21 protein-coding genes are annotated in these 24,857 nt (G+C 72.9%); 12 read left to right on the plus strand and 9 right to left on the minus strand.

The features are described 5' to 3' along the window. Window positions 1–206: 206 nt before the first annotated feature. The 5 genes from ACZ7LU_RS19225 (at window position 207) to ACZ7LU_RS19245 (ending at window position 4,789) form a co-directional block, all read left to right on the plus strand. Complete coding sequence (locus ACZ7LU_RS19225) at window positions 207–317, plus strand: keywimysin-related RiPP (RefSeq protein ID WP_107098009.1); 111 nt, start codon at window positions 207–209, stop codon at window positions 315–317. A gap of 26 nt (window positions 318–343) precedes the next feature. Beyond that, window positions 344–2,191 (plus strand): lasso peptide isopeptide bond-forming cyclase, encoded by a 1,848-nt coding sequence (locus ACZ7LU_RS19230; RefSeq protein WP_471917342.1) that lies wholly within the window; start codon window positions 344–346, stop codon window positions 2,189–2,191. 41 nt (window positions 2,192–2,232) lie between these two features. Continuing rightward, window positions 2,233–2,487 carry a lasso peptide biosynthesis PqqD family chaperone gene (locus ACZ7LU_RS19235; RefSeq protein ID WP_398307940.1) on the plus strand — a complete coding sequence of 85 codons (255 nt, stop codon included), beginning with the start codon at window positions 2,233–2,235 and terminating at the stop codon, window positions 2,485–2,487. Next, a complete protein-coding gene (locus ACZ7LU_RS19240; protein ID WP_471917343.1) occupies window positions 2,484–2,927 on the plus strand; it encodes a lasso peptide biosynthesis B2 protein in 444 nt (147 codons plus the stop codon). Before ACZ7LU_RS19235 ends, ACZ7LU_RS19240 begins: the two co-directional genes overlap by 4 nt. A 92-nt stretch (window positions 2,928–3,019) precedes the next feature. Continuing rightward, entirely contained in the window at window positions 3,020–4,789 is a 1,770-nt protein-coding gene (locus ACZ7LU_RS19245) for an ABC transporter ATP-binding protein (RefSeq protein WP_471917764.1), read from the plus strand. A gap of 56 nt (window positions 4,790–4,845) precedes the next feature. On the opposite strand, the gene ACZ7LU_RS19250 is transcribed toward ACZ7LU_RS19245, so the two are convergent. From ACZ7LU_RS19250 to ACZ7LU_RS19290, 9 genes are all read right to left on the minus strand, one after another. Next, window positions 4,846–6,954 carry a class I SAM-dependent methyltransferase gene (locus tag ACZ7LU_RS19250; protein WP_471917344.1) on the minus strand — a complete coding sequence of 703 codons (2,109 nt, stop codon included), beginning with the start codon at window positions 6,952–6,954 and terminating at the stop codon, window positions 4,846–4,848. A gap of 21 nt (window positions 6,955–6,975) precedes the next feature. Next, complete coding sequence (locus ACZ7LU_RS19255) at window positions 6,976–7,914, minus strand: alpha/beta hydrolase (RefSeq protein WP_471917345.1); 939 nt, start codon at window positions 7,912–7,914, stop codon at window positions 6,976–6,978. A 55-nt stretch (window positions 7,915–7,969) separates the two neighbouring features. Next, a complete protein-coding gene (locus tag ACZ7LU_RS19260; protein WP_471917346.1) occupies window positions 7,970–8,458 on the minus strand; it encodes a DUF6917 domain-containing protein in 489 nt (162 codons plus the stop codon). Continuing rightward, window positions 8,455–9,387 carry a Gfo/Idh/MocA family protein gene (locus ACZ7LU_RS19265; RefSeq protein ID WP_471146259.1) on the minus strand — a complete coding sequence of 311 codons (933 nt, stop codon included), beginning with the start codon at window positions 9,385–9,387 and terminating at the stop codon, window positions 8,455–8,457. The genes ACZ7LU_RS19260 and ACZ7LU_RS19265 overlap by 4 nt, the downstream gene beginning before the upstream one ends. After that, complete coding sequence (locus ACZ7LU_RS19270; RefSeq protein ID WP_471917347.1) at window positions 9,384–10,544, minus strand: Ldh family oxidoreductase; 1,161 nt, start codon at window positions 10,542–10,544, stop codon at window positions 9,384–9,386. The genes ACZ7LU_RS19265 and ACZ7LU_RS19270 overlap by 4 nt, the downstream gene beginning before the upstream one ends. Continuing rightward, window positions 10,541–11,836 carry a M20/M25/M40 family metallo-hydrolase gene (locus ACZ7LU_RS19275; protein ID WP_471917348.1) on the minus strand — a complete coding sequence of 432 codons (1,296 nt, stop codon included), beginning with the start codon at window positions 11,834–11,836 and terminating at the stop codon, window positions 10,541–10,543. Before ACZ7LU_RS19275 ends, ACZ7LU_RS19270 begins: the two co-directional genes overlap by 4 nt. After that, window positions 11,833–12,966, minus strand: coding sequence for a sugar phosphate isomerase/epimerase family protein (locus ACZ7LU_RS19280; RefSeq protein ID WP_471917349.1), 1,134 nt, complete (start codon window positions 12,964–12,966; stop codon window positions 11,833–11,835). The genes ACZ7LU_RS19275 and ACZ7LU_RS19280 overlap by 4 nt, the downstream gene beginning before the upstream one ends. Next, entirely contained in the window at window positions 12,956–14,026 is a 1,071-nt protein-coding gene (locus ACZ7LU_RS19285) for a Gfo/Idh/MocA family oxidoreductase (protein WP_471917350.1), read from the minus strand. Before ACZ7LU_RS19285 ends, ACZ7LU_RS19280 begins: the two co-directional genes overlap by 11 nt. Before the next feature lie 129 nt (window positions 14,027–14,155). Further along, window positions 14,156–15,223 (minus strand): polyprenyl synthetase family protein, encoded by a 1,068-nt coding sequence (locus ACZ7LU_RS19290; RefSeq protein WP_471917351.1) that lies wholly within the window; start codon window positions 15,221–15,223, stop codon window positions 14,156–14,158. Between the two features lie 428 nt (window positions 15,224–15,651). Here ACZ7LU_RS19290 and ACZ7LU_RS19295 point away from each other — a divergent pair, with 428 nt between their 5' ends. The 7 genes from ACZ7LU_RS19295 to ACZ7LU_RS19325 all read left to right on the plus strand — a co-directional run bounded on the left by ACZ7LU_RS19295 (window position 15,652) and on the right by ACZ7LU_RS19325 (window position 24,800). Next, window positions 15,652–16,857, plus strand: a complete 1,206-nt coding sequence (locus tag ACZ7LU_RS19295) for a DegT/DnrJ/EryC1/StrS family aminotransferase (RefSeq protein WP_471917352.1) — start codon at window positions 15,652–15,654, stop codon at window positions 16,855–16,857. Then, window positions 16,854–17,972 (plus strand): DegT/DnrJ/EryC1/StrS family aminotransferase, encoded by a 1,119-nt coding sequence (locus ACZ7LU_RS19300; protein ID WP_471917353.1) that lies wholly within the window; start codon window positions 16,854–16,856, stop codon window positions 17,970–17,972. The genes ACZ7LU_RS19295 and ACZ7LU_RS19300 overlap by 4 nt, the downstream gene beginning before the upstream one ends. Window positions 17,973–18,001: 29 nt before the next feature. Continuing rightward, window positions 18,002–18,814, plus strand: a complete 813-nt coding sequence (locus ACZ7LU_RS19305) for a class I SAM-dependent methyltransferase (RefSeq protein ID WP_471917354.1) — start codon at window positions 18,002–18,004, stop codon at window positions 18,812–18,814. Continuing rightward, window positions 18,811–19,767 carry a UbiA family prenyltransferase gene (locus ACZ7LU_RS19310; RefSeq protein WP_471917355.1) on the plus strand — a complete coding sequence of 319 codons (957 nt, stop codon included), beginning with the start codon at window positions 18,811–18,813 and terminating at the stop codon, window positions 19,765–19,767. Before ACZ7LU_RS19305 ends, ACZ7LU_RS19310 begins: the two co-directional genes overlap by 4 nt. An 11-nt stretch (window positions 19,768–19,778) precedes the next feature. Continuing rightward, entirely contained in the window at window positions 19,779–21,080 is a 1,302-nt protein-coding gene (locus tag ACZ7LU_RS19315) for a nucleotide sugar dehydrogenase (protein ID WP_471917356.1), read from the plus strand. Beyond that, window positions 21,080–22,327: a benzoate/H(+) symporter BenE family transporter gene (locus ACZ7LU_RS19320; protein WP_398307909.1), complete on the plus strand. Its 1,248-nt coding sequence runs from the start codon at window positions 21,080–21,082 to the stop codon at window positions 22,325–22,327. Before ACZ7LU_RS19315 ends, ACZ7LU_RS19320 begins: the two co-directional genes overlap by 1 nt. Before the next feature lie 142 nt (window positions 22,328–22,469). After that, window positions 22,470–24,800, plus strand: coding sequence for a helix-turn-helix transcriptional regulator (locus ACZ7LU_RS19325; RefSeq protein WP_471917357.1), 2,331 nt, complete (start codon window positions 22,470–22,472; stop codon window positions 24,798–24,800). The last annotated feature ends 57 nt before the right edge of the window (window positions 24,801–24,857 follow it).

Below are 24,857 nucleotides of genomic sequence, written 5' to 3' on the forward strand. Positions count from 1 at the left end.
GAGGATGCAGGTCGAAACGTTTCTCTTAATTTCCATATTGTCGTATTTATGTCAGCGGTCTTGTCATGCGCTCCGGTTGTGCACATAGCTAGGTGCTGCGACCACTTCCTCGCCCCGGGGTTCCCGATGAGTCCCGGGCAGGTCGACGGAGCCCCGCGCGCCGTCGGCCAGGGAGGCGGCGCCAATCCTCAAGCAGAGGAGAAGTCATGAAGAAGGCCTACGAAGCGCCGGCACTCGTCCGGCTCGGGACATTCCGGAAGAAGACCGGGCTGCTGCAGCGGTCCGGCAACGACCGGCTCATCCTGAGCAAGAACTGACGACCGACGGTCCTTGACCCGACGTCATGACTGAATCGCACGAGAGTGCGGGGACGGGCCCCGGCGACGCGCACTTCGCGGTCTTCACCGACCGCGAGGACGCGGCCGCCGTGGCCCGGTCCTTCACCCACTCCGGAACCCGCGAAACCCGCGTCCTCGAGCACCCGTCGGGCCGGCCATGGCTCGTGGGGCAGTGGGACGACCAGGAGATCGTCACGGCCCGCGCCGGACGCACCGCACTGGCCGTCGTCGGCTGCTGCCCCGTCGACGCCGCCCAACTGGAGGCCAGGGCAGGACGGTTGCGCGACCTGGCGGAGCTGGACGCGCTGGCCCGCTCCCTGCCCGGCAGCTTCCACCTCGTCGCCGCCATGGACGGACGGCTCAGGGTGCAGGGCACCGCGTCCGGGCTCCGGCTCGTCTTCCACGCCGCCGTGGACGGCGTGCGCGTGGCCGCCACCCGCGCCGACGTCCTCGCCGCCGCACTGGGCCACGATCCCGACGAGGAGCAGCTCGCCGTCCGGCTGCTGTGGCCGGTGCCCTATCCGCTCTCCGAGACGTCCCTGTGGCGTGCCGTCACCGCCGTCCCGCCGCAGGACGCCCTGATCGTCGCCGCGGACGGGCGGACCGTGCGCCACACCCGGTGGTGGACCCCACCGGAGCCGGTCCGCACGCTCGCCGACGGCGCCCCGGTGGTCCGCGAGGCCCTCGCCGCGGCTGTCGACGCCCGCACCCGGCAGGGCGGCGTGGTCAGCTGCGACCTGTCCGGCGGCCTGGACTCCACCTCCATCTGCTTCCTGGCCGACCGGTCGCCCGCCGAGGTGGTGGCCAGCACGTGGCCGGGACGCGATCCGGCCGACACCGACCTGCACTGGGCGGAGCAGGCAACGAAGCACTTGCCGGACGTCGAGCACGTGGTGTGGGACGCCGACGCCTCGCCGCTGGTCTACGACGACCTGCTGGGCATCGACGACCTGCTGGACGAACCGACCATCGGCGTCATGGACCGTTCGCGGGTCCTGCACCACCTGCCGGCCATGGCGGCACGCGGCAGTCGACTGCATCTCACGGGCATCGGCGGCGACCACGTGGCCTGGTGCTCCGAGGCGTACTACCACCGACTGGCGCGCACCCGCCCGCTGTTCGCGCTGCGGCAGCTGCGCGGCTTCCGGGCCCTGTGGCAGTGGCCGCTCGGCGCCACCGTGCGGGCCCTGGCCGACTCCCGCCCCTACGGCAAGTGCCTCGCCGACGCCGCAGCACACCTTCGCGAGCCGCTCCCCGCCACCGCCACCACCAGCCTCGGCTGGGGCATGCCCCCACGCCTCTTCGACTGGGTCACCCCCGACGCCGAGCACATGGTCCGGCGGGCCCTGCGAGAAGCCGCTTCGACGGCCACGCCGCTGCACCCGGACCGCGGCCTGCACACCGACCTGGAGCAGATCCGCTCCTGCACACGCATCATCCGTCAGTGGGACCGGATGGCGGCCCGCGCCGGCGTACCCATGGCGTCGCCGTTCCTCGACGACCGGGTCATCGAGGCGTGCCTCGCGATCCGGCCGGACGAACGGGTCACGCCCTGGGCGTACAAGCCCGTCCTCACCGCAGCGATGCGCGGCATCGTGCCCGAGACCTGCCTGCGGCGCACCACCAAGGCCGCCGCCGCCATGGACGCGGCCGACGGCCTGCGACGGCACCGCGCCGACCTGCTCGCCCTGTGGGAGGACTCCCGGCTGGAACGGCTCGGCCTGGTCGACGGCGACGCGCTGCGTCACCTCGCTCAGCGGCCCTCCGCCCCCGGGCTGCGCGACGCCATCCTCTACTCCACCATCGCCGCCGAGGTATGGCTGCGCGGCTCGTCCCCCGCACGCGCCCATTGAGCCCCTGCCCGCCCGCCACCGGAGAAAGGCAGTCACCCACCATGGCACTGCGGTTCGGCCCCGATGTCTCCACCACGGAGACCGACTACGGCACCGTCCTCCTGGACCAGCGCAGCGGAAACTACTGGGAGCTCAACCCCACCGGCACCCTGGTCGTGAAGACCCTCCTCGACGGCGGCGACGAAACGGCGGCCGTCGACGCGCTCGTCACGGAATTCGCCATCGGCCGGGCCCGCGCGGAGCAGGACGTCACGGCACTCGTGCGGGAACTCCGGGACTCGGGGCTGGCCTCATGACGACACCGAGCGCCCTGGAACGGCCCACCGGCGTCCCCTTCGCCCGACGCCTTGCCGCCCGCCTCGTGCTGCTGCCGGCCGTCCTGCTCTCGTTCCTGCCCCCGCGCCGGATCCGTGCCGTCCTGGATGTCGTACGTCGAGGAGCCGCGCCGGCCACCACCGCACAGGCCAAGAACGCCCGGGACGCGATGTGCGCGGTCAGCCTGCTCTGCGCCGGTCCGAAAGGCTGCCTGCCCCGCTCGCTGGGCGCCGCCCTGCTGTGCCGGCTGACGGGCGGCTGGGCCACGTGGTGCACCGGGGCGAGCGTCGTGCCGCCCTTCAACGCGCACGCGTGGATCGAGGCGGAGGGCCGCCCCGTCGGTGAAGACGTGCCCGACGACTACTTCGCGCGGCTGCTCACGGTGGAGCCGGCGACGGCGAACCGGCCGCCCCGCCGATGACGGACTCCCAGGCGCAGACGGACCGCCACGCGCAGGAGGAGAAGCCCTCCACGAAGGCGCCGGACCGTACGACACGGGCCGCGGTGGCCACCATGTACCGGCTCACCACCGGACACCGGACCTCCGTCGTCGTGGCCACCGTGCTCACCCTCGCCGGCTCCGCGCTCGGGCTCGCCCAGCCCCTCGTCGCCAAGCAGATCGTGGACGCGAGCGGGCACGGACGGGCGTACTGGCCCCTTTTGCTCGTCCTGGCCGCGCTGTTCGTCAGCGAGGCGGCCACCGGCGCCATCGGCCGCTTCGTCCTGGAACGCATGGGCGAAAGAGTCGTACGACAGCTCCGCCACGGCCTGGTCGCGCGACTGCTGCGGCTGGAGATGCGGGAGTACGACCGGCACCGCACCGGCGACCTGATCTCCCGCGTGACCACCGACACCACCCTCCTGCGGGAGGTGGTCTCCCAGGCCCTCGTCGACCTCGTCACGGGAGCCCTCGTCGCGGCCGGCGCGATCGTCCTCATGATGTGGATCGACCCGCTGCTGCTGGCCCTGGTCGCCCTGACCGTGGCCACCGCGGCAGCGGTCGTGGCCTCGCTCCTGAAGGGCATCCGCGCCGCGTCGGAGCACATGCAGACCTCCGTCGGCGCCATCGCCGCCGACCTCGAGCGCGCGCTCGGCGCCCTGCCGATGGTCCGCGTCCACCGGGCCGAGGACCGCGAAGCCCGGCGCATCGGCGAGCGCGTCGAGTCCGCTCACGACGCGGGCGTACGGACCGCGAAACTCGCGTCCGTCATGAGCCCGGCCGTCGAACTCGCCGTCCAGGGCTCCTTCCTGCTCGTCCTGGTCATCGGCGGGCTGCGCGTCACCGGCCACGCCAACTCACTCGGCGACCTCGTGGCCTTCCTGCTCTACGCCTCGTACCTCGTCCTGCCCCTGTCCTCGGTCTTCCGCGCGGTCGGCCTGATCCAACGCGGCATGGGCGCCTACCAGCGCATCGAAGAAGCCCTGCACCTGCCCGCGGAGCCCGCACCGGCCGGACGGCTCTCCGTACGAGCCCGTACGACCGAGGCCGCATCCGACGAGGCACCCGCACTCGAACTGCGCGACCTCACCTTCGGCTACGACCCCGGCCGGCCGGTCCTGCGCGGTGTCACCCTCTCCGTGCCCCACCGGAGCCAGACGGCCCTGGTCGGCCGGTCGGGTGCCGGAAAGAGCACGATCTTCGCTCTGGTGGCCAGGTTCTACGAACCGGACTCCGGAACCCTGCTCTTCGACGGACGGCCCGCCACCGAACTGACCCGCGCGGAATGCCGCGCGCGGATCGCCGTCGTCGATCAGAACACCCATGTCGTCCACGGCACCCTGCGCGACAACATCACTTACGCCGTGCCCGACGCCACCGACGCCGAAGTGCGGCGCGTCATCGAACTCGCCCAACTCGACCATGTCGTACGGCGCTTGCGCGGCGGCCTGTCCGGCATGCTCGGCGACCGCGGCAACACCCTCTCGGGAGGCGAGCGCCAGCGCGTCGCCCTGGCCCGCGCCCTGCTCGCCCGCCCCGCACTGCTCCTGCTCGACGAGCCGACCTCCCACCTCGATGCCATCAACGAAACGGCGCTCACCACGGTGATGAAGGACGTCGCACAGGAATGCGCCCTCCTGGTGATCGCACACCGGCTCTCCACCGTCCAGCACGCCGACCGCATCGTCGTGCTGGACAGCGGCCGCACCACCGCCCACGGACGCCACGAGGACCTGCTCACCGCCAGCCCTCTCTACCGCGAACTGGCAGCCGGACAAATCCTGCACCCGGCCGCCGCCCGCCCCTTTCCCATGAGAACGGCCCCTACTCACCCATCGCCCTGAGCACCGGGTGCCGGGTGCCGGACACGCGCGCCCCTGGCGGGCACCGTGCCGTTCCCCTATGGGTTCGCCCTGCCGCCCGCGGCCTCACCGACCGCGACGTACACCCACCCGCCGTACCGGGTCAGCACGCGGTGGCGGGCGGCGCCCTCCTGGATCGGTTCCCACGGGTGGCGCAGGACCATGCTGGTGTCGCCGCCGAAGGGGGCGATCATCGGGCCCAGCGCGGGGATGAGCCGCTCCGGCCACCAGCGTGGCAGCCGGTAGTCGAGGACCACCCAGCGGCCGCCGGGCGCGAGGGCCTCGTAGCCGCGCTCGATCACCTTGGCGTACTCGCTGATGAGGGTCAGCGAGAAGCAGGCGGTGATGCCGCGGACGTTCTCCGGATACTCATAGGTCGTCAGGTCGGCCTGGACCAGGGAGACCTGGGAGAGCCCGGCGCGCCGCACCCGGTCCTCCGCCTGCTCCAGCATGGCGTCGGTGAGGTCCACACCGATCACCCGGCCGGTCGGGCCCACGGCCTCGGCGAGCAGCGGCAGGTTGTGGCCGGTGCCGCAGCCGGCGTCGACGACCGTGTCCCCGGGGCGCAGGGCGAGCTGCTCCAGAGCCAGGTGCTTGTAGGCCATCGTGCGCTGGCCGATGAGGTAGAGGCGGTTGGAGGTGAGGTCGTAGCGCTTGGCCCGCTTGCGGTAGACCTGCACCATGCGTTCGGACTCGGCGGTCATGGGCGTTCCTCGGGTCGGGCCGGTCCCGGCGGGGCCGGGGGGCGAGGTGGTCGGGGAGGTCGGGTTTCTCGGGCCGCGCAGCACCGAGGCCAGCACCCTCGGCCGGAACACGGCCTGCGGCGGAGCCAGCAGGTGGGTCATGTCGAGCAGGGCCATGGCCGCGGCCCGGTCGGTGGTCGCCACCTTCAGGAGCCGGTCGGTGTAGCGCTTGCCGAGCCGTGCGGCGAGCGGCAGCGGACCGTCGGAGGCTCCCGGGTACGCCAGGTCGGCGTTGCCCGACAGCATCCACGCGGCCTCCACGCAGTCGGCGACCGGTTTGCGCAGGGGGCCGGTCAGACCGGCCGGGATCCGTCCGGCGCCGGGCGGCACGGCCTGCTCCAGGGCCCGGCGCAGCACGAGGGCACTCATCCCGGCGACGGAGATGCCCTGTCCGTAGGCCGGGTTGAAGGCGCCGACGGCGTCGCCGAGCACGAGGAAGCGGTCGGGCCAGCGCGTCAGCCGCTCGTAGTGGCGCCAGCGGTTCTCCGTACGGCCGGAGCCGTACACGTCGCCGAGGGGTTTCGCGTCGCGGATCGCGTCGTACAGGGCGGTGCTGCGCAGGCGTTTGGCGAAGTCCACGAAGCCCGCGTGGTCGAGCGGCGGACGCTCGCCGCCGAGACCGGCCACGGAGACCATCCAGCGGCCGTTCTCGATGGGGTTGAGGATGCCCGAGCGGGGCTCCTCCGGTGTGGACTGGAGCAGGATGCACTTCCAGTCGGCGGTGTGCCCGGGGGCGGGTTCGAGGACGCAGGTGGCGTAGGCGCAGCCGGCGTCGACGACGCTCTCCTCCGGCGTGCCGTAGCCGAGGTCCTGGAGCCAGGCCGGGGCCCGGGAGCCGCGGCCGGTGGCGTCCACGACCAGGTCGGCCGCCTGCTCGTACGGCCGGCCCCCACCGGCGCGCGCCGCGGAGCCCCGGTCGCGGAGCAGCACCCCGCGGACCGATTCGCCCTGTCCGGCGACGAGGCCGACGGCCTCCGTCTCCTCCAGGATCTCCACGGTGGGCAGTAGCCGCAGTCGGCGGCGGACGGCCCAGTCGAGGAGGTCGCGCGAGCCGGACAGGACCACGTGCGGGCCCTCGAAGCGGTCCACCCAGCCGCCCGGCACCATGAGCAGCATGTCCTGCGGCATGCGGACCTCGACCATGCCCAGGTCACGCAGCTCGCCCAAGAGGCCGGGGAAGAGCTGTTCGAGGGAGCGCTGGCCCGCGCCCAGCAGGTTGTGGGTGTGGCGGGCCTGGGGCACGCCGCGGCGCCAGCGCGGTTCGTCCGGGTAGCGGTCGCGCTCGACGAGCGTGACCCGGTCCACGTGCGTGGCCAGTGCGGCCGCCGCGCAGAGTCCGGCGAGGCTGCCGCCGAGGACCACGGCGTGGCCGCCGGCCGGTGGACGGGTGCTGCGGTCTGTCATGTCCGGTCCCCTCCTCTCGGCTCAGCGCTCACGTGCGGGGCACCTGCGGTCGAGCCACTCGTGGGCGGCGGCGTACCAACTCGGCGCGCTGCGGTGGACGTTGAGGGAGTGCGCGGCGTCCGGGACGACGAACGCCTCCAGGTCGGTGGCGCCGGTGTAGAACTTCCGCTCGTACGCGACGACGGACGCGGCGTCCTCGGTGGAGGCGTCCCCGCCGCCGAAGAGACGGTCCTCCCGGCCGACGACCAGCAGGACGGGCACCCGTATCTCGGCGGCCACCTCCGGCTGGTAGATGGCGTCCAGGGTGAAGCCCTCCCCGGCGGTCACCGTCGACTTGGTGTCCTCGTGCCAGGCGGACACGTCGGGGTCCATGCCGGCCGGGTGCTCGTACAGGGTGGCGCGGCAGCCGGGGCGGGTGGTCAGGTAGTTCTCCGGCGGGTTCGTCGGGGCGAGCAACGCGTCCTCGGCGGCCGGGTACAGGGCCGGCATCGCCTCCGGGTAGAGCGGGCCGATGGCGTGCAGCAGCCCGGTGACCACGAGGGCGTCCAGGTCGCGGTGGCGGGCCGCCTCGATCAGGGCGATGCCCGAGCCCAAGGAGTGCCCGACGGCGACCACACGGCGGAAGGCGGGCCGCCCGGGGCCGCCCCGGCGCAGGGCGGTCACCACCTGGTGCACGGCTTCGACGTTGCTCTCGACCGTGACCTGTTCGGCCGGCGGGTGCTCGCTCGCGCCGGTGCCGGGGCGGTCGAGGGCAAGGACGGCGTAGCCTTCGCCGACGGCGTGCCGGGTGTAGCCGAGGGCGCCGGGAGCGGCCCAGTAGCGGCGGTCGTAGGTGAGCCCCGGCAGCAGCAGGAGCACGGTGTCGGGCGCCTCACCGGGCGGCAGGGACAGTTCCGCGTCGAGCCGCCAGGTGGTGCCGGGGGCGTGCGGAGGGGTCACGTCGAAGGTGACGGAGCTCATGCGAATTGCACCCTTCTACTGTCCGGATTCTTGATGCTGTTCAGCGGTTCCAAGGTCAGCTCCTCGCTCCGGCGGGCCCGGACGTGGCTCCGGCGGGCCCGGGCGTGGCTCCCGCGGGCCCCGACGTGCGGACGTCCGCCGGAACCTGGCGGAAGAACAGCGGTGTCTCCGGCCGCAGGTCCAGGTCGGGGCCCGTCACCAGGTCGTCGACGGCGATCAGCACGTTGTAGTGGTTGGGGAAGTGGCAGGAGTCGAAGCCGAGCACGGTGCCCGCGAGGCGGCCGTCGATCCACACCTCGTCGCCCCGGTCGATCACCCCGGCGCGCTGGATCTCGGCGAAGCCGAGGAAGCCGACCCGGTCGATGCGGGATTCGGGCGGGCTGCCGGCCTGGTCGGTGGTGACGAGCTCGTGCACCTCGCCGGCGCGTACGCAGCGGCTGGTGAACTCCTCGAGGCGCATGCCCCGGTCGTCGCGGCGGTGGGTCAGCACCTTCACCACCGTGGCGTGCACGGTGCGTTTGCCGCCGTCCTCGCCCGGGTTCACCGAGTGGCTCCTTCCGCGCGGTAGACGGCGTCGACGAGTTCGAGGGCGGCGAGTCCGTCGCGGGAGGCGTCCTGTCCGGCGCGCAGGCGGGTGTCGAAGTCGGTGAGCACACCGACGTACTCGTGCCAGAGCGAACCCTTGAACTCGGTGTGCCCGTCGAGCATGTCGGCGAACAGCCGGGTGCCGTCCCGGAGTTCGACGGTGACGTCCTTGACCTCGCCGTCGTAGGACCAGTCGAGTTCGACCCGCGCGGAGACGCCGGCCGTCGAGCGCAGATCGACCGAGGCCCTGCGGTCGGTGCCCAGCTCGTCGCGGACGACCTCGGCACCCGCCGGCTCGACGTCGCCGAGGAACAGCCGCACCAGGTCGAAGGCGTTGGGTCCGTTGTCGGCGACGCAGCCGCCGCCGCAGCGCTCGGCGTCGAGGTACCAGCGGTCGCTGCCCGCGTGCTCCTCGATGCGTTCGAGGTAGCGGACGGTGAGGGAGCGCACGGGGGAGCCGGCCGCCGAGACCTCGTCGAGCAGGCGCAGGACGGCGGAGTTGTAGCGGCGGTGGAAGGAGGTGAAGAGGGTGACGTCCTTCTCCCTGGCCAGCGAGGCGAGCGCGCGGCCGTCCTCGACACGGATGGCGAGCGGCTTCTCCACGCACACCGCGACCCCCGCGGCGAGGGCGTCCCCGCACACGGCGGCGTGCGCGTCGTTGGGGACGTTCACGACGACCGCGTCCACGCCGGCGTCGGCGAGGAGTTCGGCGTGACCGGTGTAGCACTTGGCGACGTTCCGGAACGGCTCAAGGGCGGCGGGCCGCAGATCGCACACGGCGGCGAGCTCCAGGCCGGGCAGCCGGTCGAAACCGGCGACATAGAACTTCGAGATGACACCCAGGCCGATGAGGCCGACGCGGGTCCGCGCCGCCGGACGGCGGCTCATCGGGCACCCGCCGAGGGAAGAGCGTCCGGCGCGGGGATCGGCTCGGGGAACGCGAGGTCCTGTTCGGCGGCCAGCGCGGTCAGTTCGGCGTGGCACTGGGCGGACAGCGGTACGCCGTGCGCCCTGCGGTGCGCCGCGGTCAGTTCCTCGGGCCGTCCGGGATAGCTCACCGGCCGAGCGGGGTCCAGGGGCGGGCAGTCGAGGAGCGCTCCGAAGAGACCGTCGGCCTCGGTGTGGAAGTCCGGGCCGGGGCGGAGCGCGCCGGGTGCCAGGACGAGGGCGGTGAGGCCGATGTCGTCGTCACGCCCGGAGGGCCGCCCGTCGCCGGACAGGGCCTCCGGGGCGGGGCCGAGCCCGGCACCGGGCACCAGCGCGGCGAGCACCTCGACCATCAGGCCGAGCCCGTACCCCTTGAAGGCGCCCGTGGCGGGGTCACCGCCGAGCCAGCGCAGAAAGCCCGCACCGGTGTCCAGGGCGTGGGGATCGGTCACCGGGCGGCCCTCGGCGTCCTCCAGCCAGCCCTCCGGTATCGGCTCCCCGGCGCGAGCGGCGGCCCGCACCTTGCCGGTCGGCACCACGGTGGTGCTCATGTCGAGGACGTACGGCGGCCGGTCGCCGGCGGGCGCGGCGACGCTGAACGGGTTGGTGCCGAGCATCGCGGCCCGGCCGCCCGGCGGGCGGGCAATGCGCTGGCGGCCGCAGTTGGAGGCGAGGAAGGCCATCATGCCGCGCCGGGCGATCCGGGCCGTGTGGTGCCCCGCGCAGCCGAAGTGGGTGGCGTCGCGCATGGTCACCAGGGCGATGCCGGTCTGCGCGGCACGGTCGGCGGCCAGCTCCAGCGCCTCGGTCGCCGCCCACAGGCCGAGGGAGCGGCGTCCGTCGAGGAGGACGGCGGCACCGGTGTCGGTGATCTTCTCCGGCTCCGCGGTGGCGTCGATGCGGCCCGCGTCGAGGGCGGGCAGGTAGAGCCGGGTGAGGTTGGCGAGGCCGTGCGAGGTGAGTCCGGTGAGATCGCCGTGGACGAGGGCCTCCGCGGCGGTGCGGGCCCGGTCCTCCGGCACCCCGCGGCCGGTGAAGACCTCGGCGCTGAAGGTCACGAGGGCGTCGTACGGGACGGTCACCCCGTCGTGCGGCGGGGCATCGGTCGACTGGGTCACTGTCGCTTTCCTCCTGTGGTGGCGTGCCGCCGGGCGGCGAAGCGGACGAGGATGCCGCTCACCGCCCCGGCGAAGGCTTCGAGATCGGCCAGGTCGGCGTACTCCCCGGCCGCGTGGGCGTGGTTGCGGTCGAGGTCGCCGGGGCCGAGGACGGCGGTGTACGCGCCGGGCAGGCCCGCCGCCCATATCGCGTCGCAGGTGAACGCGGGTTCGTCGGCGGGCCATCGGGGCGGCCCGCCGTCCCGCGTCAGCAGGTCGACGGCCCAGGGGTCGTCCAGGGGCGGGAGCGCGGGCAGCCCGCGCTTGTGCCACTCGACACGGGTGATCACGGCGGCGTCCGCGGCGGTGCGGGCCAAGTCCCGGTGGTCCCGATAGGTCTCGGTGAACTCCCGCACGCCCTCGGCCACTTCGCGTTCCAGACGGTCGGCCAGCGCCTGCCCTGTGGCGGAGTCGGGGTAGGAGCAGTTGAGCAGCAGCCGGCCGGTCCCGTACACCCGGTTGTGGAGGTGCCCGGTGTGCAGGCCCGCGACGCAGACCTGGCCGCCGTCCGCGTGCTCCGGGAGCCGGGCGGCGAGCCGCTGCGCGAGGTGCCCGAGCAGGACGGTCGCGTTGTGCCCTGCGGCGGGCCGGTCGTCGATGGCGTCGTCACCGTCGACCCGGACGCAGGCGGTCATCGCGGCCGTGGAGCGCGACAGCAGTCGCATCCCGGTCGGCTCGCAGAACAGGTTGAGCCTGCCGTACCAGCCGCGGCGCATCAGCGGGCGGGTGCCGAACACCCCCATGGCGCCGCCCTCCTCGCCGGCGACCGCCTGGATGAGCACGCGGGTGCCGGCGAGCCGGTCGGGGGCGGCGTCGAGCGCCGCGCGCACCCCGGCAAGCAGGGCCACGGCGGGACCCTTGGCGTCGATCGCGCCGCGCCCGGTGAAACGCTCCCCGTCGAACCCGACCGGCTCCAGACCCGCGACGGTGTCGAGGTGCACGTTGAACATCACCGTGTCCGCCTGCGGCAGTTCGGGGCCGAGCGTGAGGACCAGGGAGGGCTGTACGGCCAGGAACGCGGGGTCGTCCGCGACGGCCCTGTGCACGGCGAGCGGGACCTGATCGTCCGTCAGCTCGGCGGCTTCGGCGGCGGCGTGGTGCACGACCTCGAAGCCCAGGGGGCGCGCGGCGTCCGCGTAGGCCCGCTGTGCCTCCCTGAGCCGGGGCTCGCCCTCGCCCTCCAGGGGGCCGACGGTGGGGAGTTCGAGGAGGTGAAGGAGCAGGGCGTGGTCGGCGTGGGTCAGTGTCGTCATCGGGCGGCCTCCCGGTCGGGGGCCGACCGGGCGGGCAGCCGCGAGGCCAGGGACTCCAGGGCGCGTCCGTACCGCACGAACTCGGCCACGCCGTCGCTGCCCGCGTCGGTACGGCCCTCGTGCGGGCGGACGGTGCGGTGGGGTTCGATGGTCCAGGTGCCGGTGTAGCCGTGGTCGAGCAGGAGCCGCAGACAGTCGGCGACCCGGCAACTCCCCTCCCCGGGAAGGGTGTAGACCGCCTCGCCCGCCTCGGCCCGGGCGTCCTTGATCTGCACGTGGTCCACCCACGGGACGAGTTCGGTGAGCACGTCGTACGCCTCGTAGCCGTACGCCACGCCGTTGCCGGTGTCGAACAGCAGCCGCAGCGCCGGGCTGTCGACCTCCGCCAGGAGCCGCAGCGCGCGGGCCGGGTCGGCGCCGGCCCAGCCCGCGCAGTTCTCGTGGAGCAGGACGAGACCGGCGTCCTCGGCCTGCCGGGCCAGGCGGGTCAGCCGGCCGATCGTCCGGCGGGCCCACTCCGGCTCGTCGAGCGGGGCGCCGGGGTCGTTCGGGTAGGACATCACGCGGATGTACCGGGTGCCGAGCGCGGCGCAGCGCGGGGCGAGGCGCGTCAGCTCGCCGCGGTCCAGCTCGAAGTCGCCGGTGACGGGGCGGGCCCAGTTGGCGATGCGGGAGTTGACGCACACCACGTCGAGGCGTGCCTCGCGCAGGGACGCGGCGACCCGGTCGAACGCAGCGTCGTCGAGGTCGGCGAGGGCGGTGCCGTCGATGTCGCGCAGCTCGATCGCGGACCAGCCGAGGAGCTGGTGGGCGCGGATCTGGCCGGCGAGGTCGGGCGCGGCCTCGTCGCCGATGCCGGCGTAGCGGATGCCGGGCGGCGGCGAGAGCAGGGGTTCCCCGGCGGGGGGCCGGGGTTCTGAGTCACCCCGTGGTTCTGCGCCACCCTGTGGTCCTGCGTAATCCCGGGGTCCTGCGTCACCCTGTGGTTCTGCGTAATCCCGGAGTCCTGCGTCATCCCGGGGCCCCCTGTCGTACCGGGATCCCGCGTCACCCCGGGTTCCCCTGTCGCGCCGGGATCCTGCCTCGCCCCGGGCCCCCGCTTCGGCCCGCGAGCCCGTGTCATCCCGCATGGCTCACCTGCCGTCCGCCGGGTCCGCCGAGTCCGGCGGGTCCGGCGGGGGAGTGGGCGTCCCCGGCGCCGGGCCGCCGAGTCGTGTCCTTGGCGTCGGCGAGCAGCTCCACCACGCGCGAGGAGAGGCGCAGTTGGGCCGCCAGGTCGGTGCCGTCGCGCAGGGCACGGTACGTGTCGACGAAGTAGGCGGCCAGCGCGTCGTCGGGGAAGACCTCCCACGTCTCGGGGCGCCCGGTGCGGCTGAACCGCAGCTGGGCGTAGTGGTCGTCCTCGCCGTTGGGGTAGTGCGCGACCGCCCGGCCGTCGGCGAACTCCAGCTGGACGCGGCGCTCACGGACCGGGGCGGTGAGGTCGGAGACGATCCGGCTGGTCGCCTTCTGGTGCCGGAAGACCAGCTCGGCGCGGCCCATGCCGGGGATGGTGGTGTCGCCGATCCGCATGTCGGTCAGCTCGGCGGCGGCGAGGACGGCGTCCCCGGCGAGCCGCAGACAGAGCCCGAGGGAGTGCGGGGGTTCCACGTCGAACGCGGTGGGGTGGCCGCCGTCGGTGAGCGTGCGGCTCATGCGCGGCTTGCTCTGCCGTATGTCGATGGAGCGCAGCTCGCCCAACGCGCCCTCGGCGACGATGCGTTCGAGCCGTGCGGTCAGCGCGCTGGCCAGCCAGGGGGCGACGATAGCGAGCCGCAGCCGCTCGGTGCGGGCGAGGGCGAGGATCTCGTGGACGGACTGACGGTCGACCGCCAGGGGCTTCTCCACGATGATCCGGCGGAATCCCGCGGCGGCCAGTTCGTGCAGCAGGCCGAGGCGGGCCACGGGCGGGGTGCACAGGTGCACGACGGTGCGCTCGGGGTCCAGCAGGGTGCGGGCCTCGGCGATCGAGGCGACGGGGCGCAGGCCCTCGGCCCGCGCGGGTGCCGCGGGGGCCGGCGGGTCCAGGGTCAGGACGGGGGCGGGGTCGAAGAGATCCGTGTGTCGCCCGGCGGCGCGCAGCTTGCGCAGGACCGCCCAGTGCAGCCCGAGGCCCGCCCGCCCGAGCCCGATGATCAGTGTTCGGTCCATGCCGGTGCGGTTCCTTTCGGTGGTTCCGGTACGGCTCGGTGGTTCCAGTACGGTCCGGTGACTCCGGTGACTCCAGCGGCTCCGGTGCAGCCAGGTGCTCCCGGTACGCCTCAGCGGTTCTGGTACGCCTCAGCGGTCCCGGTACGCCACACGCGTGGTGAGTTCCATGAGTTCGGTGCGCCAGCGGGGAACCAGGGGTGCGTCGGCGACCGCCTCGCGCGCCTGGTCGACGAGGTCCGCGATGCGCTGTTCGACCTTGTCGGCCACACCGGTCGTGACGAGCAGGTCGCGCATCCTGGCCGCGCCGTCGGGGGCGGCGGGGGTGGCGGCGAGCTCCCGGATCCGGTCGTCGCTGCGTACGGCGAGGCTGAGCAGGTAGCTCATCTTGAACCGGTCGAGGTCGAGACCGGCGGGTTTGCCGGTGTCCTCGGCGTCACCGAAGGCGTCGATGAGATCGTCCCTGAGCTGGAACGCCTCGCCCAGCGGCAGACCGTACCTCTCGAAGACAGGGGCCAGATCGGGCCGGCCCGCGAGGGCGGAACCGAGCTGGAGGGGACGCTGGATGGTGTACCGGCCGGACTTGCAGACCGCGATCCAGCGGGAGAGCTCCGGGTCGGCCACGCCTTCGGCGGCGACGGTGATGTCGAGGTACTGGCCGACGGTGACCTCGACCCGGGTCTCGTCCCACACCGCCTGGGCCGCCGCGGGCAGCGCGTGGGCCAGCCGGTCGGCGTAGACGTGTGCGAGGTCGGCGGCGAGGTTGGCGATGCCCTCTCCGTAGCGGCGGGGTTCACCGCGCAGGAGGCGTGCCCGGTGCTCCTTGGCGTGCCGTTCGTGCGCGGTGACGGCGCCCCGGCGCAGCGGCGAGTCGTCGAGGACGTCGTCGCGCAACAGGGCGAAGGTGTGCAGGAGTTCGAGGGCGGCGGCCGCGTCGACGGCCTTGTCGTGGCCGGGGGTGCCGCCGGCGGCGAGGTGGCCGAGGAGACAGAAGCGGGGGCGCAGCAGCTTGCCCTTGGCGGTGGTGATCGCGGTGACGCTGTCGACGAACGCGGCACAGCGCGGATCCACCGCGGTCCAGCGCGCGCTCTCCTGGGTGAGGACGGTGTCGATGCGCTCCTGGACGGCGTCAAGCGACCGGGTCAGCACGCCGTCGTCGCTCATGCGGTGCCTTTCGTTCGGGAGGTCGGTGGTCCGCACACGATGTCCTCGGCGTAGGTTCTTTCGGATTTCTCGTGCCCGGCGGGAACCGCAGTCTTCACATGCGGTGCCGCCGACTTCTCCGGTCCTCCGGAATCGCCGTGAAATTTCAAAGAGAGCACATCCTCTGTCACCCGCTCATCGGACTCTGACACGTGATGCGGAAACGCGGCGGTACCCTGGAAAAGCTGCGGTGAGGGGGCGTTCCGTGTCAAGCGCCGACCCCCTCCACGGCCCCCGGCAAGGCTGGTCGGCGTCCTTCAACAACCCTCCCTGACCTGCTGGTTCGACGCCTCCCACGGTCCGGCATGACTGATACTTGCCGGTGCCCCGTCCCCGGTCCCGGCAAGGGTTTGTCATTGCCGCCGGGAAATCGACCGGCTTAGCTTCGCACATCCATATCTCCGTCCTGCTACACGGAGGACTGTGTGATCACCCCTGCCCGGAGCACCGATCGAAATACGGAACGAGAAATCGGAAAGCCGGTTCCGTTCTTCACTCAGGCCGACACGTTCAACGACTGCTGGCCGGACATCAAGCGCCGTCTCAACGAGATGTTCGACCGTGGAAAGTACTCCCACGGCCGGCAGGTCGCGGAATTGGAGAAGGCGCTCGCCGCCTACACGGGAGCACGGCACGTGGTGGCGGTGAACAGCGGGACGGACGCCCTCGTCCTGCTGCTGCGAGCCTGTGGTGTCGCCCCCGGCGATGAGGTCGTCGTGCCGGCCTTCAGCTTCGCCGCCACGGCCACCTCGGTGGCGCTGGCCCGCGCCAAGCCGGTCTTCGCCGACATCGAACCGGCCGGTTACTCGCTGGATCCGCGCTCCGCCGAGGCGGCCATCACCCCGCGTACCAAGGCGATCATGCCGGTGCACCTGTTCTGGCAGCTCGCCGACATGGGCGCACTCGGCGCCCTGGCGGAGCGGCACGGCGTGAAGGTGGTGGAGGACAGCGCCGAGGGGATCGGCATGCGCCGCGACGGCGTCCACGCCGGGCTGCTGGGCGACGCCGGCGTCCTGTCGTTCTTCCCCACCAAGACCCTGGGCGCGCTGGGCGACGCGGGCGCCGTCCTGACGGACGATCCGGACATCGCCGAGCAGGTGGCGATCCTGCGCCACCACGGCCGGATGGGCCGCACCGTGGACCACATCGCCGGCATCTCCAACCTGTCGGGCGCCTCGGGCACCAACAGCAAGATGGATGACATCCAGGCATCCGTGCTGCTCGGCAAGTTGCCCCGGCTCGACGCGGCGATCGACCGCCGCAAGGAGCTGGCGGCGGTGTACACCGAGCTGCTGTCCGACATGCCGGGCGTCCTGCGGGTGCCCACGGTGGTCGACCGCGGCGTACCGGCGGACCCGGTCTTCTACGTGTACGTGATCGAGGTGGAGCGGCGGGACGCCCTGGTGGAGCACCTCACCAGGGAGGGCATCGGCACCGAGGTCTTCTACCCCATCCCGCTCCACCTCCAGCCCTGCTTCGCCGAACTTGGCCACCGCCGGGGCGACTTCCCGAACGCGGAGGCGGCCTGCGAGCGCACCGTCGCCCTCCCCTTCCACCCCGACCTCGCCCTCGACGAAGTGCACCGGGTGTGCGAGGCCGTCCGCCGCTTCTACACGGGGGCCGCGTCATGAAAACTCTGCCCTTCTTTCCCCCCGACCTCTTCGAGGACGACCGCGAGGCGCTGCTGTCGACCGTGCACGAGCTCGGCACGGGCCCCGATCAGCGGTTCATCCTCGGTGAGCGCACCGCCGAACTGGAGGCGGCGCTAGGCGAGATGACTGGCGCCGGCCATGTCATCGCCTGTGCCAGCGGCACCGGAGGTCTCGAGCTGTCCGTGCGCGCGTTGGGCATCGGCCCGGGCGACGAGGTGATCGTGCCCGCGTTCTGCTGTCAGCCGGTGGCCAGTTCGGTGGCGAACACCGGGGCCACCCCGGTCTTCGCCGACGTCGACCCGTGGACGATGGTCCTGGACCCCGACGCCACCAAGTCGTTGATCACCGAGCGCACGAAGGCGCTGATGCCGGCCCATGTCTTCTCGATCATGGCGGACATGGAGCAGCTGGGGGCGATCGCCCGCGAGCACGGTGTCGCACTGATCGAGGACGCGGCGGTCGCCCAGGGCGCCGTCCTCGACGGGCGGCCCGCCGGGCGGTGGGGCGACCTCGGCGTGTTCTCCTTCTTCCAGGTCAAGGCCTTCGGCACCGCGGGCGAGGGCGGGGTGGTGCTCACCGACGATCCCGAACTGGCCCGTACGGTCCGGATGTTGCGCAACCACGGGCAGGACGGCGTCCACCGCTTCCTGCACCACCGGATCGGTCAGAACAACCGGTTCGACGAGGTGCTCGCCGCCTTCCAGCTGCACCGGCTGCCCGGCTTCGCGGACCGGCTCGAACGCCGCGCGCGGATCGCCGACTACTACACCGAGCGCTTCGAGCCACTGCGCGAGCGCGGGGTGCTCGCGCCTCCCGCCGGCCGCAACGGCCGCTGCTACTACGTCTATTCACTGCTCGTCGACCGCCGCGAGGACCTGCGCGCCTACCTGACGGAGCACCAGATAGGCAGCCACATCTACTACCCCGTGCCGCTGCCCCGGCAGCCCGCCTTCGCACCGTGGGCCGCACCGGACGGCAGCTGGCCCAACGCCGAGCTGGCCTCAGCACGCAACCTGGCCATCCCGATCTGGCCCCACCTCAGCGACGCCGAGGTCGAATTCATCGCCGACACGGTCTGCGAGTTCTACGCATGAGTACGCGAGTGCAGCCCATGGAGACCCACATGACGAGCCCACCGGCACAGCAGGAGTACGTCTTCGACCCGGTCTGGGAGAAGGAGACCGAGCGGCTTCGCACCAACGAGGCGATATGGGACCCCGGAACCCTGGAGCGGCTCGCCGCGCTGGGCGTGGGGCCCGGCTGGCACTGCCTGGAGATCGGCGCCGGATCCGGCTCCGTGGCGCGCTGGCTCGCCGACCGCGTGGGCCCCACAGGACGGGTCCTCGCCACCGACCTCCAGACCGATCGCCTCACAGCGCTGGCGTCACTGCCCCAGGTGGACGCCGTACGGCACGATCTGCGGGAGGAGGACCTGCCCGAAGCGGCGTTCGACCTCGTGCACTCCCGCATGGTGCTCCAGCACCTGCCCGACAGATCCGCCGCCGTGGACCGCATGGTGCGCGCGCTGCGACCGGGCGGAGTGCTGTTCCTGGAGGACACCGACTCCTCCACACTGTTCCGCTCGTACGTCTCGGAGGACTTCCTCCAGGACGTACGAGCCGCCGGATACGGCCTGATGCGCGAGTCGGGCCACGACCCGCGCGGCGGGCACGTCGACCACCAACTGGTCCTGGCCGCCGGCCTGGAGGCGACGGCGGAGGGCCGGGCCGTGATGGTGCGCGGCGGCTCCGACCAGGCCAGGCACTACATGCTGTGGCTGGAGTTCATGCGACCGCGCATCGTCGGCGCCGGGCTCCTCGACGACGCCCGGATCGACGCGGCCCTCGCCGAGATGGCCGACCCGGCCCACCACTGGCTGAGCCAGGTGCTGATCAGCACGGTCGGCCGCAAGGGCGGAGCGGAGCCGGGACGATGACGGCGACCACCGCGGCGCCACCGCGCCAGGGCGTCCGGGAACGGGCGGGCGCCTACGCGAAGTTGGCGAAGCTCTCCTTCTTCGACTACTACCTCTGCGTCTTCGTCGTCCTGGCGCTGCTGCCCGGCGCGGCCTGGGACGAACCGCGCACCTGGTGGGTCCTCGTGCTGTTCGACATCGGCTGGGTCGGGGTCGTGGCGGCCACCGTCGCACTGGACGACGTCACCGGAGTACGGGACGGCAGCGACGCCCGCAACTACGACCCGCAGGAGTCACTGCGCGCCCGGGACCGCAAACCCCTGCTCGACGGCAGGCTCACCCTGCGGCAAGCACTGCGCTTCGGCTGGGGATGCGCCATCGGGGGCAGCGCCCTGTGGGCGCTCACCGCGCTGGTCGCACCGCACCGGCCCTGGTGGGCGCTGGCGGCCGCGGGCTTCTCTGTGGTCATCAGCGTGCAGTACTCCTACGGCCTCAAGCTCAGCTACCGGGGCGGCCAGGAGGCGGTCATCTGGCTGAGCACCGGCCTGTGCGTGCTGATCCCCTTCGCCCTGCTGAACGGGGAGATGACCGGTGCGGCGTGGCTTGCGTGCTTCCTGTTCGGACTGTGGAGCCTCATGGTCTCGGTCTACTCCAACATCAACGACGTGGACGGCGACCGGGTGGCCGGCCGCCGCAACCTCGCCACGAGCGTCCCGCCGGGCGTCTACCGCGGCTTCATCGCCGGGCTCTCGCTGGCCGAGACCGGCGCGATCGTCGTCACCGCGGCGGTCGGCGCGGTGCCGTGGTGGTTCTGCGCGTTCCTGCTGCCCGTGGTGGGTCTGCGCGCCCGGCAGGCACACGCCGGGCTGGTCGCGGGTGAGGTGCTCTCGGCCCGCAAACAAGGCGTCACCATCCACCGCTGGGGCGTCGTCCTGCTGGTCGCGGCGAACCTGGCGCTCGTGCACAACGGCTGAAAGGGCACACGATGTCCCCAACGAAGAACGACGCCGTCCCGCCGAGCTCGGGCCGTCGCGTGGTGGTGGTCGGCCAGGGATATGTGGGCCTGCCGCTGGCCGTACGGGCCGTGGAGGCGGGCCACACCGTCGTGGGCTACGACGTGGACGTCGGGCGGATCGCCCGGCTGCGGTCCGGCGACTCCTATGTGGAGGACGTGGACGAGCGCCGGCTGGCGAAGGCGCTGGAGTCCGGGGCCTACCACCCCACGACCGACGTGGCGGCGCTCGACGGCTTCGACGTGGCCGTGGTCACCGTGCCCACCCCGCTCCTCGACGACGTACCCGACCTGACCTGCATCGAGGAGGCGGCGCTGACACTGGCCGCGCACCTGCGGCCGGGCGCGCTGGTCGTCCTGGAGTCCACCACGTACCCGGGCACCACCGAGGACGTATTCGGAGCGCTGCTGCAGAAGGAGAGCGGCCTGTGCCCCGGTACCGACTTCCACCTCGGCTACAGCCCCGAGCGCATCGACCCCGGAAACCGGCGCTGGACCCTGGAGACCACCCCCAAGATCGTGTCGGGCGTGGACGCGGAGTCCCTGCGCCGGACCGCCGAGTTCTACGACACGGTGGTCGAGCGGACCGTGCCGGTGCGCGACACGAAGACCGCCGAGCTGACCAAGCTCCTGGAGAACACCTATCGGCACGTCAACATCGCGCTGGTCAACGAGATGGCGGTGATCGCGCGCGAACTCGGGGTGGACGTCTGGGAGGCGATCGACGCGGCCTCCTCCAAGCCCTTCGGCTTCATGCCGTTCACGCCGGGCCCCGGGGTCGGCGGCCACTGCCTGCCCGTCGACCCGCGCTATCTCTCCTGGCGGGTGGAGCGTGAACTGGGCCGCCGGTTCCGGTTCGTCGACCTCGCCAACGACGTCAACAGCCAGATGCCGAACTACGTGGTCCAGCGGCTGGTCCAAGCCCTCAATCGGCTCCAGCGCCCGGCGAACGGTTCCCGGGTACTCCTCCTGGGCCTCGCGTACAAGCGCAACACCGGCGACGCCCGCGAGTCGCCGGCGGTGAAGGTCGCCGAACTGCTGCTGCGCACCGGCGCGCAGGTGCACGCGGTGGATCCGCACGTACGGGAATCCGTGCCGCTGGACGCCCGGGTGCGCAGGGTGGAGCTCACCGAGGAGGAGGTGGCCGCCGCGGACGCGGTGGTGCTGCTCACCGATCACGACGACTTCGACTACGACGTGGTGCTGCGCGGCGCCCAGCACGTCCTGGACTGCCAGCGGCGGCTGCGGCCCGCCGCCAACGTCGAGATCCTCTGATGGCGGAGGCCCACGGCGGGCGCGCGCGGCGGATGTGGCAGGACGCGTCCGTGTCCGCGGTCGTCGCGGGCGCCATAGCGGTCGTGGTCTCCTTCGCGGGACCCCTGACCATCGTGGTCCAGGCCGCGCACGCCGGCGGCCTGGACGAGGCCCACCTCTCGTCGTGGGTCTGGGCGATCGCCGTGGGCAGCGGTGTGACCGGGTTCGTGCTGAGCCTGCGGTACCGCGCGCCGATCGTGGCGGCCTGGTCGACACCGGGTGCGGCGCTGCTGGTCGGCCAGCTCGACGAGATGCCGTACGCGACGGCGATCGGGGCGTATCTGGCTGCCGCCGCGCTCACCGTACTGGTGGGCGCGACGGGCTGGTTCGACGCGCTGATGCGGCGCGTTCCGGCCGCCGTCGTCTCCGCCGTCCTGGCCGGGATCCTGCTGCGGTTCGGCCTGGACGCCTTCCGGGCGCTGGAGAGCGGTCCCGCGGTGGCCGGGGTGATGCTCGCCGGTTACGTCGTCTGTCAGCGGGTGGCGCCCCGGTATGCCATAGCGGCGCCGCTCGCCGCGGCCGTCGCGGTGGCGGGCCTCACCGGCACGCTGTCCCTCGGCGGCACCCGACTCTCCCTCGCCACCCCGGTGTTCACCGCGCCCGCCTGGCCAGGCGAGGCGCTGGTGAGCCTGACGCTGCCGCTGTTCCTGGTCACCATGTCGGCGCAGAACGCGCCGGGGGTGGGGGCGCTCAAGGCGGCCGGCTACGCGGTGCCCTCGGGGCCGCTGGTCCGTGACACGGGTGTGGCGTCCGTCGTCCTCGCGCCGTTCGGGGCGCACGCCCTCAACCTCGGCGCGATCACGGCGGCGATCTGTGCCGGCCCGGACGCTCATGAGGACCGCGCCCGCCGCTATGTGGCCGGACTGAGCTGCGGGGTGCTGTACGTCGCGGTCGGCCTGTGCGGGGCGACCGTCGCCGGGCTGTTCGCGGCGCTGCCGCCGGAGCTGATCTCGGCGGCCGCGGGCGTCGCCCTGCTGGGTGCCCTGGGCGGCAGCATCTCGGGCGCGTTCACCGAAGTGGACCACCGGACCGCCGCGATCGTCGCATTTCTCACCACCGCGTCCGGTATCACCTTGTGGGGACTCGGCGCGGCTTTCTGGGGTTTGATCTTCGGAATGCTCTGCCGCGTGATCCTGAGGAAATCGAAGCGGAATGAGAATTCCGTCATCAGTCGCTCGTCTCAGGATCTGGAACGGCGGCGAGAGTAATTCCAAGAATGTGAAAAATAAGGTTCCCCGGAAGATATGCGGTCCGTATGCTCTTCCCTGAGTTTCACGCACCGTGAGCTACGGGGGGTAGCGTCATGCGGAATGCAAGACTTCAGTTATCTGAGTACAAACAATTCGCCCCATGGGCGATCGGGACATCCCGATGACCGCCGGGGCGCTCGGCACCGGCCGGCTCTGCCCCCGGCCGACCCTCGACCTGCCGTCCCGCGTACCCGGCCACCGCGACACGCTGGTGGGGCGCGACCTCGAGGTCCTCACCCTCTCCGCACTGCTCGGTGAGGAAGCACACCGGCTGATCACCCTGACCGGCCCCGGCGGTGTCGGCAAGAGCCGGCTGGCCTGCGCGGCCGTGGCCGATGCCCGCATCGCCCGGGTCGCCTATCTGGACCTGCACGGGACCACCGGCTGCGACGACCTGGCCGAGACCCTGGCCGCCGTCCTGCCGGACGAGCCCTGCCTGTTGGTGCTCGACGGCTGCGAGCAGGCCGCCGACGCCACGGCCGCCGCGGTCGACACCCTGCTGGGCCACGCGCCCGCACTGCGCGTCCTCGCCACCAGCCGCCGCCCCCTGCGTCTGTACGGGGAGCGGTTCCTCCCGGTGCCCCCGCTGCCGACCCCGCCCTCGCCGTACCGGCAGGACGTCCTCGAACTCCAGGACTACGCCGCGGTGGAGCTGTTCGTCGACCGGGCCCGGGCGATCGACCCGTCGTTCGCGCTGACCGCGCAGAACGCCCGGGCGGTGGCGGAGATCTGCACCCGCATGGACGGGCTGCCGCTGGCGATCGAGCTGGTCACCGAGAAGCTGCGGCTCTTCCCGGTGGACAGCCTGCTGACCCGGCTCCGCGAAGGCCGGCCGGTGCTGGGCGGCTACCACGCCGCGCGCTCGCCGCTGCACCGCAGCGTCCACTCGATCACCGAGCACAGCTTCCGGCTGCTCGACGAGGAGCAGCGCGCTCTGCTCACCCGTCTCTCGGTCTTCACCGCCGGCACGAACCTCCCCACCGCGGAGGAGTTCTGGGAGCTCCCCGCGCACCGGACGGAACAGGCGGTGGAGGCGCTGGTCGGCCACCATCTGCTGCGGGTGACGCCGGGCGGCGGGGAGCCGCGGTTCACGATGTTCAACACCGTCCGCGAGTTCTGCCTGGAGCGGCTGTCGGCCACCGGCGAGCTGCCGGACGCCCGGCGCCGGCACGCGGAGCACTTCCTGTCGCTCGCCCTCGAGGCCGAGCCGTACCTGACGGGACCCCAGCAGGCCGAGTGGCTCCAGCGGCTGGCCCCGCTGCACGAGGACCTGCTGGCCGCGCTGGCCCATTTGGAGACGAGCGGCCGCCGGCTCGACGCGGCACGCGCCACCCTCGCCCTGCACCGCTTCTGGCTGGTGCGCGGCCATCTCGACCTCGGGGAGCAGTGGCTGGCCAAGGCGGCGGAGACGTTCGTCGCCGCCCCCGGACACGAGGAGCCGTCCGCGCGGGCCCACGCGGCACGGGGCGAGGTGGCCCTGGCGCGCGGCAGCGTGCGGCTGGCCGCGGACTGCTTCTGGCGCGCGGCCTGCGCCTTCCGCGAGCAGGGCGAGACCGCCCACGAGCGGGCGGCGCTGGCCTGGCTCGCCTTCACCCACCAGTCCGCGGGGCCCGAGACGATCCGCAAGGCCGCGGCGCAGCTGCTCCGCGTGGCGTCCCACGAGGGGGCGACCGTCCAGGTGGCGAACGCCGCCCTGCCGCTGGCGGCCGGGAGCTGGTGCGCCGACGCCAAGCTCACCGCCGACCTGCTGGACACGGCCAACTCCCTGTTCCTGCGGGCGCGGGACGTCCGGGGCGAAGGGCTGGTCCTCGGCATGCGCGGCGTGCTGGCGGACTGCCAAGGTGATCAGGCGCTGTCGGAGCGGCTGCTGTGGGAGGGCCTGTACCGGCTGCGGTCCATCGGGGAGCACATGGTGCTGCCCTCGGTGCTGGAGGGGCACGCGGTGCACTTGTGGCGCCGGCTGCCGCACCAGGGGCACCGCGTGGCGCGGCTCCTCGCGGCCGCGTCCGCGCTGCGGGAGTCGACCGGAGCGCATCCGCCGCTGCTCGTCCACGGCGTGGCCGCCGCTCTGCCCGACGCGCGCCGCCTGCTGTCCGGCTCCGAGTACGCGGCGGCGTGGCGGGAGGGGCGGGTGCTCTCCGCCGTCGCGGCCGCGGGCGAGGCGCTCGCCTTCGGCCCGCCGCCCGCCGGGTCCGCGTCGGCGGTGTCCCGTCCGGCGCGGCTCACGGCCCGTCAGTACGAGGTGGCCAAGCTGGTCAGCCAGGGGATGACCAATCGCCAGATCTCGCAGCGGCTGGGCCTGTCGGAGTGGACCGTGGTGAACCACGTCCGGGAGGTCATGCGCCGGTTGGACGTGCCGTCGCGCCTCCATGTGGCGAAGTGGGTGCTGGGCCGGGAGTACCACGACGCGGTGGACACCGTGGCGGAGTGACCGCCCCCCGGCCGCCCATGAGCGGGCGGCCGGCGGGCGGGCCGACCCTCGGGACGT

The organism is Streptomyces sp. NPDC039462, from assembly GCF_055639375.1.

Bases quoted from the DNA above. Each gene is read 5' to 3' on its own strand.
- ACZ7LU_RS19225 (WP_107098009.1), top strand. From the start codon at position 207: ATGAAGAAGGCCTACGAAGCGCCGGCACTCGTCCGGCTCGGGACATTC.
- ACZ7LU_RS19230 (WP_471917342.1), top strand. From the start codon at position 344: ATGACTGAATCGCACGAGAGTGCGGGGACGGGCCCCGGCGACGCGCAC.
- ACZ7LU_RS19235 (WP_398307940.1), top strand. From the start codon at position 2,233: ATGGCACTGCGGTTCGGCCCCGATGTCTCCACCACGGAGACCGACTAC.
- ACZ7LU_RS19240 (WP_471917343.1), top strand. From the start codon at position 2,484: ATGACGACACCGAGCGCCCTGGAACGGCCCACCGGCGTCCCCTTCGCC.
- ACZ7LU_RS19245 (WP_471917764.1), top strand. From the start codon at position 3,020: ATGTACCGGCTCACCACCGGACACCGGACCTCCGTCGTCGTGGCCACC.
- ACZ7LU_RS19250 (WP_471917344.1), bottom strand. From the start codon at position 6,954: ATGACAGACCGCAGCACCCGTCCACCGGCCGGCGGCCACGCCGTGGTC.
- ACZ7LU_RS19255 (WP_471917345.1), bottom strand. From the start codon at position 7,914: ATGAGCTCCGTCACCTTCGACGTGACCCCTCCGCACGCCCCCGGCACC.
- ACZ7LU_RS19265 (WP_471146259.1), bottom strand. From the start codon at position 9,387: ATGAGCCGCCGTCCGGCGGCGCGGACCCGCGTCGGCCTCATCGGCCTG.
- ACZ7LU_RS19275 (WP_471917348.1), bottom strand. From the start codon at position 11,836: ATGACGACACTGACCCACGCCGACCACGCCCTGCTCCTTCACCTCCTC.
- ACZ7LU_RS19280 (WP_471917349.1), bottom strand. From the start codon at position 12,966: ATGCGGGATGACACGGGCTCGCGGGCCGAAGCGGGGGCCCGGGGCGAG.
- ACZ7LU_RS19285 (WP_471917350.1), bottom strand. From the start codon at position 14,026: ATGGACCGAACACTGATCATCGGGCTCGGGCGGGCGGGCCTCGGGCTG.
- ACZ7LU_RS19300 (WP_471917353.1), top strand. From the start codon at position 16,854: ATGAAAACTCTGCCCTTCTTTCCCCCCGACCTCTTCGAGGACGACCGC.
- ACZ7LU_RS19305 (WP_471917354.1), top strand. From the start codon at position 18,002: ATGACGAGCCCACCGGCACAGCAGGAGTACGTCTTCGACCCGGTCTGG.
- ACZ7LU_RS19310 (WP_471917355.1), top strand. From the start codon at position 18,811: ATGACGGCGACCACCGCGGCGCCACCGCGCCAGGGCGTCCGGGAACGG.
- ACZ7LU_RS19315 (WP_471917356.1), top strand. From the start codon at position 19,779: ATGTCCCCAACGAAGAACGACGCCGTCCCGCCGAGCTCGGGCCGTCGC.
- ACZ7LU_RS19320 (WP_398307909.1), top strand. From the start codon at position 21,080: ATGGCGGAGGCCCACGGCGGGCGCGCGCGGCGGATGTGGCAGGACGCG.
- ACZ7LU_RS19325 (WP_471917357.1), top strand. From the start codon at position 22,470: ATGGGCGATCGGGACATCCCGATGACCGCCGGGGCGCTCGGCACCGGC.